General features: G+C 65.6%; 18 protein-coding genes. 7 read left to right on the forward strand and 11 right to left on the reverse strand.

Annotated features, from left to right (window positions below):
* Positions 1-23 precede the first annotated feature (23 nt).
* Genes AC3WN8_RS27270 through AC3WN8_RS27290 form a run of 5 tightly spaced genes read left to right on the forward strand, consistent with a single transcriptional unit; the run spans position 24 to position 6,478 of the window.
* Positions 24-2,090: a hydantoinase/oxoprolinase family protein gene (locus AC3WN8_RS27270; RefSeq protein ID WP_492672661.1), complete on the forward strand. Its 2,067-nt coding sequence runs from the start codon at positions 24-26 to the stop codon at positions 2,088-2,090.
* Between the two features lie 11 nt (positions 2,091-2,101).
* On the forward strand, positions 2,102-3,775 hold the full coding sequence (locus AC3WN8_RS27275; RefSeq protein WP_492672662.1) for a hydantoinase B/oxoprolinase family protein: 1,674 nt from the start codon (positions 2,102-2,104) through the stop codon (positions 3,773-3,775).
* A gap of 11 nt (positions 3,776-3,786) precedes the next feature.
* On the forward strand, positions 3,787-5,010 hold the full coding sequence (locus AC3WN8_RS27280) for a metal-dependent hydrolase family protein (RefSeq protein WP_492672663.1): 1,224 nt from the start codon (positions 3,787-3,789) through the stop codon (positions 5,008-5,010).
* The gene (locus AC3WN8_RS27285; protein ID WP_492672664.1) at positions 5,007-5,540 is read left to right on the forward strand and encodes a peptidylprolyl isomerase; all 534 of its coding nucleotides are present in this window, start codon (positions 5,007-5,009) and stop codon (positions 5,538-5,540) included. The genes AC3WN8_RS27280 and AC3WN8_RS27285 overlap by 4 nt, the downstream gene beginning before the upstream one ends.
* Positions 5,537-6,478, forward strand: a complete 942-nt coding sequence (locus tag AC3WN8_RS27290; protein WP_492672665.1) for an ornithine cyclodeaminase family protein — start codon at positions 5,537-5,539, stop codon at positions 6,476-6,478. The genes AC3WN8_RS27285 and AC3WN8_RS27290 overlap by 4 nt, the downstream gene beginning before the upstream one ends.
* A 5-nt stretch (positions 6,479-6,483) precedes the next feature.
* On the opposite strand, the gene dmpG is transcribed toward AC3WN8_RS27290, so the two are convergent.
* From dmpG to AC3WN8_RS27305, 3 genes are read right to left on the reverse strand one after another with little or no spacing between them, the layout of a single operon-like run.
* On the reverse strand, positions 6,484-7,515 hold the full coding sequence (dmpG, locus tag AC3WN8_RS27295) for a 4-hydroxy-2-oxovalerate aldolase (RefSeq protein WP_492672692.1): 1,032 nt from the start codon (positions 7,513-7,515) through the stop codon (positions 6,484-6,486).
* Positions 7,515-8,453 (reverse strand): acetaldehyde dehydrogenase (acetylating), encoded by a 939-nt coding sequence (locus tag AC3WN8_RS27300; RefSeq protein WP_492672666.1) that lies wholly within the window; start codon positions 8,451-8,453, stop codon positions 7,515-7,517. The genes dmpG and AC3WN8_RS27300 overlap by 1 nt, the downstream gene beginning before the upstream one ends.
* Before the next feature lie 2 nt (positions 8,454-8,455).
* A complete protein-coding gene (locus AC3WN8_RS27305; protein WP_492672667.1) occupies positions 8,456-9,244 on the reverse strand; it encodes a 2-keto-4-pentenoate hydratase in 789 nt (262 codons plus the stop codon).
* Positions 9,245-9,333: 89 nt separating this feature from the next.
* Between AC3WN8_RS27305 and AC3WN8_RS27310 the strand changes: the two genes are divergently transcribed.
* Positions 9,334-10,101 (forward strand): IclR family transcriptional regulator, encoded by a 768-nt coding sequence (locus AC3WN8_RS27310; RefSeq protein ID WP_492672668.1) that lies wholly within the window; start codon positions 9,334-9,336, stop codon positions 10,099-10,101.
* Between the two features lie 4 nt (positions 10,102-10,105).
* Here AC3WN8_RS27310 and AC3WN8_RS27315 read toward each other — a convergent pair whose 3' ends face one another.
* Genes AC3WN8_RS27315 through AC3WN8_RS27335 form a run of 5 tightly spaced genes read right to left on the reverse strand, consistent with a single transcriptional unit; the run spans position 10,106 to position 14,379 of the window.
* Positions 10,106-11,125 (reverse strand): amidohydrolase family protein, encoded by a 1,020-nt coding sequence (locus AC3WN8_RS27315; RefSeq protein WP_492672669.1) that lies wholly within the window; start codon positions 11,123-11,125, stop codon positions 10,106-10,108.
* Positions 11,126-11,134: 9 nt separating this feature from the next.
* Complete coding sequence (locus AC3WN8_RS27320) at positions 11,135-11,656, reverse strand: 3-hydroxyanthranilate 3,4-dioxygenase (RefSeq protein ID WP_492672670.1); 522 nt, start codon at positions 11,654-11,656, stop codon at positions 11,135-11,137.
* Between the two features lies 1 nt (position 11,657).
* Positions 11,658-12,116, reverse strand: coding sequence for a RidA family protein (locus AC3WN8_RS27325; RefSeq protein WP_492672671.1), 459 nt, complete (start codon positions 12,114-12,116; stop codon positions 11,658-11,660).
* Positions 12,113-12,892, reverse strand: a complete 780-nt coding sequence (locus AC3WN8_RS27330; RefSeq protein WP_492672672.1) for a 2-keto-4-pentenoate hydratase — start codon at positions 12,890-12,892, stop codon at positions 12,113-12,115. Before AC3WN8_RS27330 ends, AC3WN8_RS27325 begins: the two co-directional genes overlap by 4 nt.
* 8 nt (positions 12,893-12,900) lie before the next feature.
* Positions 12,901-14,379: a 2-hydroxymuconic semialdehyde dehydrogenase gene (locus AC3WN8_RS27335; RefSeq protein WP_492672673.1), complete on the reverse strand. Its 1,479-nt coding sequence runs from the start codon at positions 14,377-14,379 to the stop codon at positions 12,901-12,903.
* Positions 14,380-14,488: 109 nt separating this feature from the next.
* Between AC3WN8_RS27335 and AC3WN8_RS27340 the strand changes: the two genes are divergently transcribed.
* Positions 14,489-15,451, forward strand: coding sequence for a LysR substrate-binding domain-containing protein (locus AC3WN8_RS27340; RefSeq protein WP_492672674.1), 963 nt, complete (start codon positions 14,489-14,491; stop codon positions 15,449-15,451).
* A 163-nt stretch (positions 15,452-15,614) separates the two neighbouring features.
* Here AC3WN8_RS27340 and kynU read toward each other — a convergent pair whose 3' ends face one another.
* From kynU to AC3WN8_RS27355, 3 genes are read right to left on the reverse strand one after another with little or no spacing between them, the layout of a single operon-like run.
* Positions 15,615-16,868 (reverse strand): kynureninase, encoded by a 1,254-nt coding sequence (gene kynU, locus AC3WN8_RS27345; protein ID WP_492672675.1) that lies wholly within the window; start codon positions 16,866-16,868, stop codon positions 15,615-15,617.
* 5 nt (positions 16,869-16,873) lie between these two features.
* Complete coding sequence (locus AC3WN8_RS27350) at positions 16,874-17,314, reverse strand: VOC family protein (protein ID WP_492672676.1); 441 nt, start codon at positions 17,312-17,314, stop codon at positions 16,874-16,876.
* 23 nt (positions 17,315-17,337) lie between these two features.
* Complete coding sequence (locus AC3WN8_RS27355) at positions 17,338-18,144, reverse strand: aspartate dehydrogenase (protein WP_492672677.1); 807 nt, start codon at positions 18,142-18,144, stop codon at positions 17,338-17,340.
* Positions 18,145-18,146 lie beyond the last annotated feature (2 nt).

Genomic DNA, 18,146 nt, shown 5'->3' on the forward strand with positions numbered 1-18,146 from the left:
TCCGCAAGTTCGGGAGTTTTACCATGCGCGTGGCCACCGACGTTGGAGGCACTTTCACCGACCTCGTCTGCTATGACGTCGATCCGTCGAGCGGACGCGTGGTGGGGCTCCGGACCGCCAAGACCGACACGACCTATCCCCAGTTCGACCAGGGGGTGATGAACGCGATCGCCAAGGCGGGACTGGACCCGGCCGGTTTCGATTTCTTCGCGCATGGCACGACGGTGGTCATCAACGCGCTGCTGTCGCGCAAGGGATCGAAGACCGCGCTGATCACCACCAAGGGGTTCCGCGACGTGCTCGAAATCGCGCGCGGCAACCGCCCCGACCTGTTCAACCTGGCGTTCCAGAAGCCCGAACCCTTTGTGCCGCGCTATCTGCGCCGTGAAGTCGACGAACGCAGCACCTATCAGGGCAATGTGACGACGCGCCTCGATCCCACCGGGCTCGACGCGATCCTGGACGATTTCCGCAAGGAAGGGGTGGAGGCCATCGCGCTGTGTTTCCTCCATGCCTATGTCTCGCCCGAAAACGAGGTCATCGCGCGCGATTATATCCGCGCCGCCTGGCCCGAAGTGTCGGTGATCGCGTCGCATGAGATCTCACGCGAGTGGCGCGAATATGAACGGACGTCGACAGCGGTGCTGACCGCCTATGTCCACCCCGCCGCCAAGCGCTATCTCGAAACGCTCGGGCGCAGCTTGGGCGAAGCGGGCTATCCCCATCCGCCCTATATCATGCAGTCGAACGGCGGCATCGACACCGTCCAGGGTGCGGTGCGCAATCCGATCGCCATGGTGGAATCGGGCCCGGCCAGCGGCGTGCTCGGCGCGGCGGCGCTTGGCCGGCTGCTCAGCGAAAACAGGATCATCGCGCTCGATATCGGCGGCACCACCGCGAAATGCTCGCTGATCGAGAATGCACAGACACGGATCACCACCGAATATCGGATCGAATGGACCCGCACCAATCCGGGCTACCCCATCCGCACGCCGGTGATCGAGATCGTCGAGATCGGCAATGGCGGTGGATCGATCGCCGGCATCGACAAGGGCGGACGGCTTTATGTGGGGCCGGAGAGCGCCGGCGCTTCGCCGGGGCCGGCGGCCTATGGACGCGGCGGCACGCGCCCGACCACGACCGACGCCAATCTCGTCACCGGCCGGATCAACCCCGCCAATTTCCTGGGTGGAGAGATCGAACCCGACATGGTGAATGTGAAGCAGGCCTTCGCACCGCTGGTCGAGGCGCTGGGCGGCGACATTGCCGAAGTGGCACGCGGCATCATCCGGATCGCCAATGCCAATATGGTCAATGCGCTCAAGCTGGTCTCGCTCAACAAGGGCTATGATCCGCGCGAGTTCACCTTGGTCGCTTATGGCGGCGGCGGCGCGATGCACGCGGTGATGCTCGCCGAAGAGCTGCAGATTCCCAAGGTGATCATCCCCACCAACTCGTCGGTCTTTTCGGCCTGGGGCATGTTGATGACCGATATGCGGCGCGATTTCGTGCAAACGCAGGTCGTGCCGCTCGCCGTCCAGAATAGCGAGCGGATCGAGACGCTGTTCGTCGAGATGGCCGACGCGGCGAAGGCCAGCTTCGCGGCGGAAGCGAACGCGGGCAAGCTGCCGCTGCGGCTGCAGCGTTTCGCGGACATGCGCTATCTCGGCCAGGAGCATACGGTGAAGGTGGAGCTTCCCGATATCGCCTTCGACAGCGCGACGGTGGCGGAAGCGGCGGAACGCTTCCACGCCACCCATGCGCGGGAATATACCTTCCGCCTCGACCTGCCCGTCGAGATCGTCAATTTCCATCTCGTCGCGCTGGGCGATGTGCCCAAGCACGAACCCGAGAAACTGACCGCCACCGGCAAGGTGCCCCAGGCCGCGATCGTCAGCCGGCGCACCGTCGATTTCGACGAGCATGGCGTCCATGACGCAGACATCTACGATCGCGATCAACTCGAACCGGGCATGGCGTTCACCGGCCCGTGCATCGTCGAGGAAGCCGCGGCGACATTGGTCGTCACGCCCGGCCGCCGCGTCGTCGTCGACGATTATGGCAACCTCCATGTCCATCTGAACGGATGAAGGGTCTTCCCATGAAAACCGATCCCTATACGCTCGAGATCATCAAGAGCGCGCTGGTCGCCATCGGCGACGAGATGTTCCTCACCATGGCGCGGACCAGCATGAGCCCGATTATCTACGAGGCGCTCGATTTCTCCGTCGGCATCACCGATGCGAAGGGCGAGTTGATCGCGCAGGGGCAGGGCACCACCGTCCTGCTCGCGATGATCGACAGCTTCGTCCGCGATATCCTCGAAAAATTCGGCGAGGGCCGGATCTGCGACGGCGACGTGTTCATCGGCAACGATCCCTATCGCGGCGGCGGCACCCATCTTTCCGATTTCGGCATCGCCACGCCGATCTTCCATGACGGCGTTCTGGTCGCCTTTGCGGTGAACAAGGCGCATTGGCTGGATGTCGGCGGCGCGGTGCCGGGCAGTTTCTCGACCAATGCCACCGAGATCTTCCAGGAAGGCATCCAGATGCCGATCTGCAAGATCATCGAGGGCGGCACGCTGCGCCAGGACATTTTCGACATCATCATGGCCAATATCCGCCTGCCGCAGGAAAGCGCGGGCGACATGTGGGCGGGCGTCGCGGCGAACGGCGTCGCCGAGCGCCGCGTGCGCGAACTGTTCGACAAATACGGGCATGACGCGGTGCTCGCCGCGAAGGAGGAATTGCTCGATTATGGCGAGACGATGGCGAAGCACGAGCTTGCCGGCCTGATGAAGGGGGAGTTCTTCGCCGAGGATCTGATCGACGACGACGGGCTGAGCGATACCCCGCTCAAGGTGATGGTGAAGGTGACGATCACCGACGACAAGTTCGTCGCCGATTTCACGGGCAGCGCGCCGCAAACCTTGGGGCCGATCAACAATTCGCGCACCGGCCTGACCTCGGCGGTCCGCCTGATCTTCAAGGCGATCACCAATCCCCAGATTCCGGCGAACAGCGGATCCTTCCGTCCGATCGAGATCATCTGCCCCGACCGGACGGTCTTCACTGCGGAGCGGCCGGCGCCGGTATCGACCTATTGGGAAACGCTGATGTACGGCGTCGATCTGATCTGGCGCGCGCTGGCGCCGCATGTGACCGAGCGGCTGGGGGCGGGGCATATGCTGTCGGTCTGCTCGGTGGTGTTCGCCGGCACCCATGCGGATACCGGCAAGAGCACGATCCTGGTGCAGCCGCTGGTCGGCGGCTGGGGCGGCAGCGAGGAGAAGGACGGCGAGTCCGGCCAGTTCGCGGCCGCCGATGGCGAAACCTATAATGTGCCGATCGAGATCACCGAGGCCCGCTATGGTGTGCAGGTCGATCAATATGCCTTCCACAACGAGGATGGCGGCCATGGCGAATTTCGCGGCGGCAAGGGCGTCGTGCTCGATTATCGCATGCGGACCGACGATTTCGTCGCGACCGGCAGTTTCGGACGCTTCAAATTTCCGCCCTGGGGCATGGCCGGCGGGCTCGACGGATCGCCCAACCATCTCGACATCATCCGCGCCGACGGGACGCGCGAGGTCCATGGCAAGGTGACCGGCACGAGGCTGGCCAAGGGCGATGTGGTGCGCATGGTGACCGCGACCGGCGGGGGCTGGGGCGATCCGAAGAAGCGCTCCAAGGCCGCATTGGCGGAGGATCTGCGCAACGGCTTCCTGACCCAGGAGCAGATCGATCTTCATTATGGCGGCCTGACCGGCTGAACGGAGCGCGCGTGACTCTCATCCTCAACAACTGCACCGTCTTTGACGGTGTGGACGATGGCCTGCTGCCCGGTCGCAGCCTGGTGATCCGCGACGGGCGGATCGCCGAGATCCATGATCGGGCACAGCATGCCGAGGCGGCGACCGTAATCGATCTGGGCGGCAGAACGGTCATGCCCGGGCTGATCGACGCGCATTTCCATGCCTATGCGGCAGAGGTGAATATCGGCGCTCTCGATCGCATGCGGCCGGGGTTGCGGGCGCTCTATGCACGACGCGCACTCGAAGAGGCGCTTCAACGCGGCTTCACCTCGGTCCGCGATGCGGCCGGCGGCGATATCGCGCTGGCCATCGGCATCGAGCGCGGGCTGATCCAGGGGCCGCGCTTCTTCTATTCCGGCCTCGCGCTCAGCCAGACGGGCGGGCATGGCGACATGCGCGGCTCGGGGCTCGAATGCGGCTGTGCCTATTGCGGATCGCTGACCGTGCTCGCCGATGGCGTCGACGAAGTGCGCAAGGCGGCCCGCGAACAGCTTCGCCTGGGCGCGACGCAAGTGAAGCTGTTCCTCTCCGGCGGAGTGGCGTCGCCCTCCGACCCCTATTGGATGGCGCAATATTGCGACGAGGAGATCGCCGCCGCCGTTCACGAGGCGCGCACGCGGCGCAGCTATGTGATGGCGCATGCTCATACCTCGGACGCGGCGATGCGCTGCATCCGATCCGGCGTGCGCTCGATCGAGCATGCGACGTTGATCGATGGCGAGACGGCGGATGCCATCGCCGCGGCCGATGACGTCTATGTCGTGCCGACGCTGATCACCTTGCGCGCGCTTGTCGAGGACGGCGCGGCGCTCGGCCTCTCTCCGGTCAGTCTTGCCAAGACGATCGAGGTCGAGCGGCATGCACTGCGATCGCTCGACCTGCTGTATCGCGGCAAGGCGCGCATCGGCTTCGGCACCGATCTGCTCGGGCCGTTGATGGTACAGCAATCGGCGGAGTTCCGGCTGCGGCGGGAGGTGATGCCGGCTGTCGACATCCTGCGTTCGGCGACGTCGATCAATGCGGCGCTGATCAACATGGCGGACGAGCTCGGCGCGATCCGGCCCGGCTTCCTGGCCGATCTGATCGTCGTCGACGGCGATCCATTGACCGATATCGAGCTACTCGCGCGTCCCGAGGCATTGATGATGGTGATGAAGGGCGGGGTCGTGCAGAAAAACGCCTTGCCGGCATGAACGAGGATCCGGCCGATGGTTCCCGCGTTCGCATCGTTACCGCGCTCGGCGAAATGGTGCTGGGTATCGACACGCATCGGGCGCCGGCGACGGCGGCCTATTTCCTCGACGACGTCGCTTCCGGCCGTTTCGACGGCTCCAGCTTCTATCGCATCGCGACGGGCGCCAATCGCGACGAGGATCAGTCGGTGACGATCGAGGTGATCCAGGGCGGCGACCCGCAACCGGCGACGGCCCCACCGCCCAGCTTGCGCCATGAATCGACCGCCAGCACGGGCCTTCGGCATCGGCGCGGGACCATTTCGCTCGCCCGCTTCGAGCCCGGCGCCGTCTATCACAGCTTCTTCATCTGCGGGCGCGACGAACCCTCACTCGACTTTGGTGGCGCGCGGCAGCCGGATGGACAGGGTTTTCCCGCATTCGGCGGGATCATAGTGGGCTTCGACGTGCTCGACCGTCTGTTCGATGCTGCCGGGCCGCGCGAACGGCTCGCGCGCGAAATTCCGATCGAGCGGATCGTGCTCTTATGAGTGCGATCCCCTATATCGATGCCGTGTCGGTCGATCGTTTGCTGGATTATCCGGCGCTGATCGAGGCGCTGCGCGCGGCCTTTGTCGATCCGCCGATCACGGCGGAGCGCATCTCGATCGGCTATGGCGCGTCGGGTGACCGGCATTTGCTGGTGATGCCCGCGATCAATCCGGACGGGCTGGTCGGCGTGAAGCTGGTGAGCGTGCACCCCGCACTCGCCGCGCGGCCGGGTGGTGCGGTGCGGGCGCTCTATGTCGCGATCGATGCGGCGACCGGCGAACCACGGGCGCTCATCGACGGCGCGGCGCTCACCGAACGCCGCACGGCCGCCGCGTCGGTGTTGGCCGCCCAGGCGCTTGCCCGATCCGATGCGTCGACATTGCTGATCGTCGGCACCGGCCAGATCGCCCATGCGCTGTGCCGCTGCTATCGGGAAACGCTGCGGCCGGCACGTATCATGATCTGGGGGCGCCGTGCCGAGGCGGCCGAGGCGATGGTTGCCCGGCTGGGCGCTGAGGGGATCCGCGCGACGGCGGTGCACGATCTCGGCGCCGCGGTGCGCAGCGCCGATATCGTCAGCGTCGCGACATTGTCGAAAGCGCCGCTGATCCATAGCGCGGATGTCCGTCCCGGTACGCATGTCGATCTGGTCGGCGGGTTCACGCCGGTGATGCGCGAAGCCGATGATGCGCTGATGGCGCGCGCGCGCATCGTGATCGACGGTCCCGGCGCGCTGGCGACGGCGGGCGACCTGACCCAGCCGATCGCCGCGGGGATCGTACGGGCCGCCGATACCAACCTGCTGGCCGACATACTTGCCCGCCGCGTGGCCGGGCGCGGATGGCCCGACGATGTCACGCTCTTCAAGTCGGTCGGTGTCGCGCTCGAGGATCTTGCCGCCGCCGAACTGCTGCTTGCGCAACCGTCACGCGCTTGAGCGCGTCAGGCCGCAGCGTCGCGGGCCATGTCGAGAGCGACGTCGACGATCATGTCCTCCTGACCACCGACCATCCGCCGGCGACCGAGCTCGACCAGGATCGCACGGGTATCGACGCCGTGATCCCGCGACGCCTTTTCCGCGTGGCGCAGGAAGCTCGAATAGACGCCGGCATAGCCGAGGCTGAGCGTCTCGCGGTCGACGCGGACGGGGCGGTCCTGCAACGGGCGGACAAGATCCTCGGCGGCGTCCATCAGCTTGAACAGGTCGCAGCCATGCTGCCAGCCCTTGCGGTCGGCGGCGGCGATGAACACCTCGAGCGGCGCATTGCCCGCGCCCGCGCCCATGCCGGCCAGGCTGGCATCGACGCGGATCGCGCCGGCCTGGACCGCGACCATCGAATTGGCGACGCCCAGCGAGAGATTGTGGTGGGCGTGCACGCCGCGCTCGGTCTCGGGCTTGAGCACACGGTCATAGGCTTCCAGCCGTGCGCGATAGCCGTCCATGTCGAGCGCGCCGCCGCTGTCGGTCACATAGACGCAGGTCGCGCCATAGCTTTCCATCAGCTTGGCTTGTCCCGCGAGCGCTTCGGGCTCGATCATATGGCTCATCATCAGGAAGCCGATCGTGTCCATGCCCAGGTCGCGCGCCGCCGCGATATGCTGTTTCGCGACATCGGCCTCGGTGCAATGCGTCGCGATGCGGACCGAACGCACGCCCAGGTCATAGGCCTGTTTCAGGTCGTGGACGGTGCCGATGCCGGGCAGCAACAGGGTGGTGACGACGCTCTTCTCGACGGCGTCGGCGACCGCCTCGATCCATTCCCAGTCGGTATGCGCGCCGAAGCCGTAGTTGAAGCTGGAACCGTTGATGCCGTCGCCATGCGCGATCTCGATCGCATCGACACCCGCTTCGTCGAGCGCGCGGGCGATGGCACGGACATGATCGAGCCCGTAGCGATGCCGGATCGCGTGCATGCCGTCGCGCAGCGTCACGTCCTGGATATAGAGCTTCGTCTGGGTGGGGTCGAAAACCATCATGCGGCCTCCTTCATCATGCGGCGGCGAGCGATCTTCTCCGCGGTCGCCAGCCCGGCGGAGGTCATGATGTCGAGATTGCCGGCATAGGCAGGCAAGTAATGCGCGGCCCCTTCGACTTCGAGGAAGACGGTGGTCTTGATGCCTTCGAAGCTGCCGAGCCCCGGAATGGCGACGGGATTGTTCGATCCGAACCGCTCGAACTGGACCTTCTGCTTCAACCGATAGCCGGGCACATAGGCGTTGACCCTGGCGACCATCGCCTCGACCGCCGCCGCGATCTCGGCCTCGTCCGCGCCGGACGACAAGGTGAACACCGTGTCGCGCATGATCATCGGCGGCTCGGCCGGATTGAGCACGATGATCGCCTTGCCGCGTGCGGCGCCGCCGACCTGCTCGATCCCGCGCGACGTGGTCTCGGTGAATTCGTCGATATTGGCGCGCGTGCCGGGGCCGGCGCTTTTCGACGAGATCGACGCGACGATCTCGGCATAATGCACCGTCGCCACCGACGATACGGCGGCGACGATCGGGATGGTCGCCTGGCCGCCGCACGTCACCATGTTGACGTTCTCGGCGTCGAGGTGATCGTCGCCATTGACGACGGGGATCACATAGGGGCCGATCGCGGCCGGAGTCAGGTCGACCATCACCTTGCCTGCGCCGGTCACGACGTCGCTATGATGCTTGTGCGCGCCGGCAGACGTCGCGTCGAACACGACGCCGATCTCCGGCCAGACGGGCAGACGCTGCAATCCTTCAATGCCCTCCGCCGTGGTCGCGACGCCCATCCGCTCGGCGCGCGCCAGCCCGTCGGACGCGGGGTCGATCCCCACCATCGCGCCGACCTCCAGCACCTCGGAGGTGCGCATGATCTTGATCATCAGGTCGGTGCCGATATTGCCCGATCCGATGATCGCGGCCTTCATCTTGGTCATCGTCATGCTCCTTCGAATGTGAAGCCGGCCTCACCCAGGCCGCCGATCTTCGCGACGACATGGTCGCCGCGATTGAGCGCGACCATCGGGCCGAGTGCGCCGGTCAGCAGAATGTCTCCGGCCTTCAGGCCCTCGCCCATCGCGGACAATGTCCGCGCCAGCCACGCTGCGGCGTTGAGCGGATGGCCGAGACACGCGGCACCCGCGCCGAGCGATGCGACCGCGCCGTTCACTTCGAGCGCCATGCCGCATGTGTAGAGATCGAGCCCGTCAAGCGCGCGGCGATCCTTGCCCAGCACGAAAAATGCCGATGATCCGTTGTCGGCCACCGTATCGGCGAATGTGATCTTCCAGTCGGCGATGCGGCTGTCGACGATCTCGATCGCGGCCACCGCATGGTCGGTCGCGGCCGCGATATCGGCGACCGTCGCATCGGGATTGTCGAGATCGCGCGCCAGGATCAGTGCGATTTCTGCTTCCGCCTTGGGCTGGAGCACGGCCGCAGCGGGCAGGATTCCGCCATCGGCGATCTGCATATCGTCGAACAGCACGCCGTAATCGGGCTGTTCGACACCCAGCTGCGCCTGCACCGCCTTGGCGGTCAGGCCGATCTTGCGTCCGACGATGCGACGGCCGGCATCCTGCCAGAACCGCGTATTGATCGTCTGGACGGCATAGGCGCCGCCGGCATCGGTTGGCTCCAACCCGTCGCGCAGCGGCGGTACCGGGCCCGCGGCATAGGCCTCGCGAAGCCGTGCGGCGAGTTGTTCATAGGTGACGGGGTGTTCCATGGTCGGCGTCTCTCCTGTGCCCCTTATGTATCGCGCTGCTTCGGTATCGGGCAATTTACGCAGGCGATTTCTGCTCATATGGTGAGCGGATGAAGGAAAAGGCCCTCACCCATGCCGGCACCGGCGCGCTCGACAAGGGGCTCGATCTGTTGCGGGCGGTGATCGGTGACGATGGCCGCACGCCCGCCGCGACGCTCGCCGCCGCATTCGGCCTGCCGGGCTCGACGGCGCGGCGGCTGCTCGCGGCGCTCGAGCGTCAGGGGCTGATCGCGCGCGTCGCAAAGGGCCGCTATGCCGCGGGCGGGCGCTTCCTCGATCTCGCCCAATCGATCGATCCCCATGCGACGCTGACGCGCGTGGCGCGGCCCTATCTGCGCCGGTTGGCCGCGGCCAATGGCGCGACCGCGCATCTCGGCATCTTCGACGATTTCATGGTGACCTATCTGGTCAAGGAGAGCCCGAAGCCCGCCGGACTGTTCACGCGCGAACTCGGCCAGCTCGAAGCCTATTGCACCGGGGTCGGCAAGGTCCTGCTCGCACATCTCGATGCCGACGAGCTTGCCAGTTTCCTGGCGGGCAGTTTCGTGAGGCTGACCCCGCAGACGATCACCGACCCGCACGCCCTGAAGATCGAGATCGAACGCATCGCCGAGCGCGGCTATGCCATCGACGATCGGGAAATGGCCGAAGACATATTCTGCGTCGCCGTTCCCATCATCGACCGGCGCGCGCGGGCGGTGGCCGCCATATCGCTGTCGGCGACGCCCGAACGGATCGGCCCGGACCGGGTTGACGACCTTGCCAGGGATCTGGCCGCCTGCGCGGCGGACATTGCCGCGCGCGCCGGCCTCGCCTGACGCTCTAAGCCGCGGCTTCGAGGCATTCCTCGAGGTTCAGGAAGCGTGCCGCATTCTTGCCCATCAGCTTGGCGCGCAGATTGGCGTCCAGCCCCTGGTCTTCGCGGATCATCTGGCCGACCACCTGCTCGCCGAGCGGAAAGGGATAATCGGAGCCGAGCACCACGCGATCCTCGCCCATCACCTTGATCAGCATCGCCAGCGCATCCTCGTTGAAGACGGCGGAATCGACGTAGAAGCGGTCGGTGTAGGATGACGGCACATTGGGGCAATCGACGCGGACGATGTCGCGGTTGCGCCAGGCATTGTCGACGCGGCCGAGCAGAAAGGCAAAGCTGCCGCCGCCATGCGCGAAGCACAGCCGCAGCGAGCGCGGCAGCTTTTCGAAGGCGCCCGACAGGATCAGCGACAGGATCGACAATTGCGTCTCTGCGGGCATGCCGACCAGCCACGACATCATATATTTGGGCATGCGCTGCTGTGCCATCATGTCCCAGGGATGGATCAGCACCGCCGCGCCGACATCGGCGCAATGGTGGAGGAAGGTGATGATCCCGGCATCGTCGAGATTGCGGTCGCCGACATGGTTGCCGATCTGCACGCCGATATGCCCCTCGGCCATCGCGATATCGAGTTCGGCGCAGGCGGCGTCGATATCCTGCAGCGGCACCTGGCACAAAGATTTGAGGCGGACCGGATCATGCGCGCAGATCTCGCGCGCTGCGCTGTTGAACAGCCGGGCGACTTCGCGGGCCTGCTCGGCCGGACGGCCATAAGCGAAGAGCAAGGGCGTCGCGGACATCACCTGGACGTCGATGCCATGTTCATCCATCGCCGCGATCCGGCGTTCGCCGCTCCAGCAATCGTCGAGCACCGGGCGGAATTCCTTCTTGCCCAGCATCAGCATCGCCTTGCCCGGGCCGAGCTGTTTCATCCAGGGCCAGTCGGGCGTGCCGAAGCGCGCCTCCAGGTCTGGCCATTGCTCGGGCAGGAAATGACTGTGGATATCGACCGAAAATGACATGATCTTGTCTTACGCCTTACCGGGGTGGACAGTGCCGCAACCGCGGCAGGTTCTGAGCGCTTCGCTCGCGTAGAATTGCGCGAAGAGCGGCGGCAGATCGGTGACGATGCTTTTCAGCTGCACCTCGACACGGTGGACGATCTCGCCGCACGTGTCGCAATACCATTGGAAGGCGTCGATCATGCCGATCGGGCGCTGGCGCTCGATGACGAGGCCGATGCTGCCCGGGACGGGGCGCTGCGGCGAATGCGGCACGCCCGGCGGCAGCAGGAAGATGTCGCCTTCGCGGATCGGCAGATCCTCGGGCTTGCCATCCTTCCAGAGGCGCAGGTTCATGTCGCCTTCGATCTGGTAGAAAAACTCCTCGCAGGGATCGACATGATAGTCGGTGCGCGCATTGGGGCCGCCGACGATCGTCACGATCAGGTCGCTGTCCTGCCAGATCTGCGCATTGCCGACCGGCGGCTTGAGCAGGTCGCGATGCTCCTCGATCCATTTGTGGAAATTGAAAGGGAGGCCGTATGTCAGCATCTCAGTTCGCCTCGTTGCCGTCTTGCCCGCGCGCCTGTGGTGCATGGGCGGTTGCCTTGATCTCGATCAGGAGATGGGGGTGGGGAAGCTGGTGCACCGCCACCGTCGTGCGGGTGGGGCCGTCGGTGCCGAAATATTCGGCATAGACCGTATTGAATCCGCTGAAGTCGTTCATGTTCACCAGGAACACCCCGAGATCGACGATATCCGAAAGTCCCGCGCCCGCATCCGCCAATATGTCGGCGATGTTGCCGATGACCGCGCGGGTCTGCGCCGCGATGTCGAGCGTCGTCGCGCCGAACGCATCGGCTTCGGCGCCGGCGATGCTGTTGTCCGCACGGCGCGCGCTGGTGCCCGAGACGAAGATGAAATCGCCCGCGCGGCGATAATGCGGAAAGGCGCCGCGCGGAACGGCCTTGCTGGGGATCACGCGGCCCCCATTCTTGTCCTCGGCGCTCATGCGATGGCCCCGACGACGCGGAATTCGACCTGGCCCAGCTGCCCGGCATCGAGCGCGACCCTTATGCCCGGCTTCAGCGCTTCCGCCGAAGTGGCGGCGCCGCAAAGCACGATCCAGCCAGCCTCCAGCGTCACGCCCGATGCGGCGGTCAGTCGCGCGGCTTCGACCAGCGACTGGACGGGATCGCCGAGGATCGCTTCGGTCGATCCGGACTGGACCGCCTGTCCGTCGAAACTCAGCGTCATGCCGATATCGGACAGGTCGTCGAACGGCGCCTGCCATGGGCCGATGACGAAGGCCGAGGACGAGGAATTGTCGGCGACGACATCGGTCAGCGCGAAGCGGAAATCGGCATAGCGGCTGTCGATGATCTCGATCGCGGGCGCGATCTCGCCGATCGCGGCACGGGCCTCGGCCAATGTCACGCTTCCGGACAGCGGCGCCTTCAGCCGGAACGCGATTTCGGGCTCTGAGCGGGGATGGACGAAGCGGGCGATGTCGAGTTCGCCGCCATCGGCGATCTCCATCGCGTCGGTGAGGCGACCCCAGATGAGGTCGGATACGCCCATCTGCGCCATCTTCGCGCGGCTGGTGAAGCCCATCTTCATGCCGACCAGCTTTTCGCCGCGCGCGATGCGGCGATCGATCAGGCGCTGCTGGACGACATAGGCATCCGCCAGCGAAAAATCCGGATGCTCGGCGGTGATCTGCCCCGTCGAACGCGCGGTGCGTGCTGCGGTATCGAGCCGTTCGGCGATGAGATCCAGATCGGGCATGGACGTGCTCACAATTTGATGCAGATGTTCATGGGTTCGGAATAGAAGGCCAGCGAATGTTCGCCGCCCTCGCGGCCGATGCCCGACAGCTTCACCCCGCCGAACGGCGTGCGGAGGTCGCGCAGGAACCAGTCATTGACCCAGACCACGCCGGTTTCCATGCGCGCCGCGACGCGGTGCGCGCGGCCGACGTCGCGCGTCCAGATCGCGGCGGCCAGGCCGTAGCGCGAGTCATTGGCCATCGCGACCACCGCATCCTCGTCATCGAAGGGGGCGATGTGGCAGATGGGGCCGAAAATCTCCTCGCGCACGCAGCGCGCGGTTTCGGGCAGGCCGGTCAGAATCGTCGGTTCGACGAAGAAGCCTTTGGCGATGTCGCCACCCACCGCAGGCACGCCGCCGCCTGCCGCCACCGTCGCACCCTCTTCGACCGCAAGCCGGTAATAGCCGAGCACCTTGTCGCGATGCTGGGCGGAGATCAGCGGCCCCATATCGGCACCGTCGAACGGATCGCCGACCTTCAGCGCCTTTGCCCGCGCCGCGAGTTCGGCGACGAAGCGATCGAAGATCGGGCGCTCGACATAGACGCGCTCGGAACACAGGCAGACCTGCCCGCAATTGGAGAAGACCGAGCGCATCGTGCCCGCGATCGCCGCGTCGAAATCGGCATCGGCGAAGACGATCGCGGCGTTCTTGCCGCCCAGTTCGAACGAGAGCGGCTTCACCCCGTCGGCGGCGCCGCGCATGATCGTGGAGCCGGTGGCGGATTCGCCGGTGAAGGTGATCGCGTCGATATCGGGATGGCCGACCAGCCATTCGCCGGTCGATCCACCACCAAAGCCGTGGACGAGATTGAACACGCCGGCGGGCAGGCCGACCTGGTCCATCACTTCGGCGAGCAGGGTCGCGGTCGAGGGGGTTTCTTCCGACGGCTTGGCGACGATGGTGTTGCCGCACGCCAGCGCGGGCGCCACTTTCCAGGTGAGCAGCAGCAAAGGCAGGTTCCAGGGGGAAACCACCGCGACCACGCCCAGCGGGCGGGCGATGCTGTAATTGATCGCGCCACGGCCGTCGGGCGTATCGCTCTGGAAGCTGGTCATGGCGCGTGCCTGGGCGAGTGCCGCGAAGCTGCGGAAATTGGCGGCGCCGCGCGGAATATCGATCGTCGTCGCCTGAAGCAGCGACTTGCCGGTGTCGGCGATCTCGGCGGCGACGAATTCGTCGAACCGCGCTTCGATCGCGTCGGCGATCGCAACGAGCATCGCGGTGCGCGCCGCCAGCGTCATCCGCGCCCATGGTCCTTTCAGCGCGCGTTTCGCCGCCGCGACCGCCGCATCGACCGCCGCCTTGTCCGCCAGGGCGACGTTTCCGATCGCCTGGCCGGTCACGGGATCGATCACCGGAAAGGTCGTTTCCGATCCGACGAACGCGCCATCAATGTAATTGGGAAGCGTGCGATCGGCGAACGGATAGGGACTTTTCGTCATTCTTTTTCCAACGATCGGCTACGAGAACGGGCCAAAACTATGGATTGTTTTTATAATGCGAAAATAATATTTTGAGGGCGTTGTATAACTTTAATGTGATAGGAAGACGATGGCTGGGGAGGCGACGCCACAGGTCGTGGAGAACCGGCTGCTTGCGCGGCTGAAGCTGCGGCAGTTGAAATTGCTGATCACCGTCGGCGAGCAGCGCAACATCCTGCGCGCCGCCACATTGCTCAACGTCGCCCAGCCCGCGGCGACCAAGATGATCCGCGATCTCGAAGCGACGCTCGGCATGCAATTGTTCGAACGCTCGTCGCGCGGCGTGACCCCGACGCTTTATGGCGACGTCATCATCCGCCACGCCAAGCTGATCCTGGCACAGGTCCGCCATGCCAGCGAGGAACTGCTGTCGCTGCGCGAGGGCACGACGGGCAAGATCGCGGTCGGCACCTTGCTGGCGGCGGCGCCGAGCCTGTTGCCGCGCAGCATCGTCGCGCTGAAGCGCGAGCGGCCCGGGATCACCGTGTCGGTGGTCGAAGGCACCAACGACAAGCTGATGCCGATGCTGCGCGTCGGCGATCTCGATCTCGTCGTCGGTCGACTGCCCGAATATCGCGAGCGCGAGGGCCTGGTTCAGGAGATACTCTATGACGAACCGGTTTCGATCGTGGTGCGCAAGGGGCATCCGCTGACCAAGCTGTCGGTGGTCAGATTGTCCGACCTCCAGGCACAGGACTGGATCATGCCGCCGCCCGAAACCTCGCTGCGCCGGCAGCTTGAGGAATGTTTCCGCAAGGCCAAGCTCGAGCTTCCCGTCCGCGCGGTGGAATCGGTATCGATCCTGGCCAATTACACGATCCTGCGTGAGACCGACATGGTCGCGGCCGTGCCCTATCAGGTCGCGGATTCGCAGCTCGATCTCGTGCGGCTGCCGGTCAATCTCGATATTGGCTATGGTGCGATCGGCGTGACGCTGAGGGAGGGTGTCGACCGGTCGCCGGCGACCAACTATTTCGTCGCGGTGCTCAAGCGCATCGCCGAGGAGTCGGTCGCCGACCATGCGCTGGCGTGACGCCTGCGTTTGGAGTTTGATCCACTGCCTCGAAACACCAACCATCGTGTCATTCCCGCGCACGCGGGAATCCAGCTTCTTCTTCTTTCTGATGCACCACGGAATAGCTGGATTCCCGCGTTCGCGGGAATGACAAGATGAGTTAATCGAGCTGGATCAGACTCTAGGTGACGGCCTCGACCGCGGCGAAGGCCGGATCGCTCCATGCACCGGTCGTCATGATGTCGTGCAGGATCTCCACCGCATCCCAGATATCGACATAGCGCAGATAGAGCGGCGAGAAGCCGAAGCGGATCGATGAAGGCGCCCGGAAATCGCCGATCACGCCGCGGCTGATCAGCGCCTTCATGATCGGATAACCGCTGGGATGTTCGTAGGCGATATGCCCGCCGCGCGCATCCGGGTCGGCGGGGCTGCCGAGCGTGAAGCCCGCATCGCCCAGCCGCACCGCGACCAGTTGCTGGAACAATGCGCCGAGTGCGCGCGATTTGGTGCGGCCGCGTTCCAGCCCGGCGCGTTCGGCGATATCGATCCCGGCTTCGGCGGCGACCATGCTCAAAATGGGCTGGGTGCCGGTGAGCATCCGGCCGATGCCGGCGGCGGGCGCATAGTCGCGGTCGAAGGCGAAGGGTGCGCCATGCCCCCACCAGCCGGTCAGCGGCTGGACGAGATCGGCGTGATGGCGCTTGGCGGCGAACAGGAAAGCGGGGCTGCCGGGCCCGCCGTTCAGATATTTATAAGTGCAGCCGACCGCGAGGTCGGCGTTGCAGCCATTGAGATCGACGGGGATCGCGCCCGCGCTGTGGCACAGATCCCAGACGGCGAGCGCGCCGGCGGCGTGTGCCTGCGCCGTGATCGTGGTCATGTCGAGGATATGGCCGGTCTTGTAATGGGTCTGGGTCAGCACGACCGCGGCGACGTCATCCCCGATCGCGGCGGCGATCTCGTCCTTTTCGGCGAAGCGGATGACATGGCCCTGGCCGAGCGTGGCGATCAGGCCCTGGACGACATAATTGTCGGTCGGGAAATTGCTGCCCTCCATCACGATCACGCGACGGTCGGGCCGCATCGCGAGCGCGGTGGCGACGATCCGGAACAGGTTGATGCTGGTGCCGTCGGTCATCACGACCTCGCCTGCATTGGCACCGATCAGCCCTGCTATCCGGTCGCCCAGCCGATAGGGCAGCTGGAACCAGCCCGAGCGATTCCAGCTGGTGATCAGCCGCCGGCTCCATTCCTCGTTCGCCGATTCGGCGACGCGCACCAGCGCCGCGCTGGGGCTCGGCCCGAGCGAGTTGCCGTTGAGATAGATGGTGGCTTCGGGCAGCGTGAACTCGCCGATGAAGCCGGCAAGCGGATCGGCCGCATCGTGCGCGAGCGCGGCGTCGCGCGAAAGGTCGGAGGGAAGGGGCGCCATAAGGGTCAGGCCGGCCTGGGCTTGAAGGTGGCGGTGCCCACCCAGCCGCGCTCGGAAACGTCCATCATCACGCCCTCGGGACCGGTCATCTTATATTCGGCATTGTCCTTGGCGGGGTTCATGCCGAGTCCCTGCGCGATATTGACGTCGTGACGCGGCGCAAAGCCGGAATTCTCGAACCGGTCGACGATCTCCTCGATATCCTCGCACTGGAAGCCGAGATGGTGGAGGCCGGTATAGCCCTCGCCGAACTCCATGCCGGCGGCCGGCCGGTTCTTGAAATTGAGCAGCGCGATGTTGATCGTGCCGTCGGTGACGTAATAGCCGAGCGCGTTGCGGCTATCGATGCGGCCGGCGATCGTCCAGCCAAGGACTTCGACGAAGAATTTGGAGGCGTTGTCGGGATCGGCGGAGGCGATCGCGACGTGCTTGAGATGAACGGGCATGGGTTTCCTTTTCTGATTGGATTTCAGCTGCCGACGCGCAGCGGGGCGGTCAGGCCGCGCAACGCCGCGATCATGCTGAGTGCGGTGATCCGGCCGGTGCCGGGATTTTCGTCGGTGGGAATATTCTCGATCTCGAGGCCGAGGCGCGCGCTGTCCGACTCCACGTCGATGCGATGGCAGTTGCGGACCTTGCCGGGGTCCGCCCAGATTTCGAGCTCGGTGCGGTCGGGGCCGATGCCGGCCAGGCCGAGGGCCGCGGCGACATTGACGTTCGACGGAAAGGCGCGTGCGCCTTCGCGCGCGCTGCCGCTGAACAGCAGCAAGGGCTCGGTCAGCGTGTCGAGATCGATCTGGTTCTCGACGACATATTTTGCGGTGCGCAGCGAGCGCGGTGGCTTGCGCGTGACCATGCGCACCGAATGGATGACGCCCTCGGCCGCGGCGCGCACCGCGTCGAAGCCGAGCAGGGCACCGGTCGCCAGGATGATCTGGCCTTTGCCGCGCCGCGCATGCTCGACGATATCGGGATGCTGGAGGATCGCCGCACCGCTGACAGTGACGAGGATCCGGCCTGCCGCCAGCGCCGGCTCCGCGATTGAAGCGAAGGCCGCGGTCGGCGCGCATTCGACGACGATGTCGCAACGTTCGGCGAGCTCGGCGGGGGAAACCAGCGGGACGGCGATGCCGAGCGCGGCCATGCGCGCTTCGGCGGTTTCGCGCCGCCCCGAACTGATCGCCGCAAGCGTCAGGCCGGGCAGGTCGTCGACAAGCCGCGCGGCGACGACTGCGCCGATGGTTCCGAAACCCGCAATGCCGACTCTGTAATCCATAT

The sequence above is a fragment of the Sphingobium sp. FW305-3-2-15-F-TSA7 genome, from assembly GCF_058787155.1.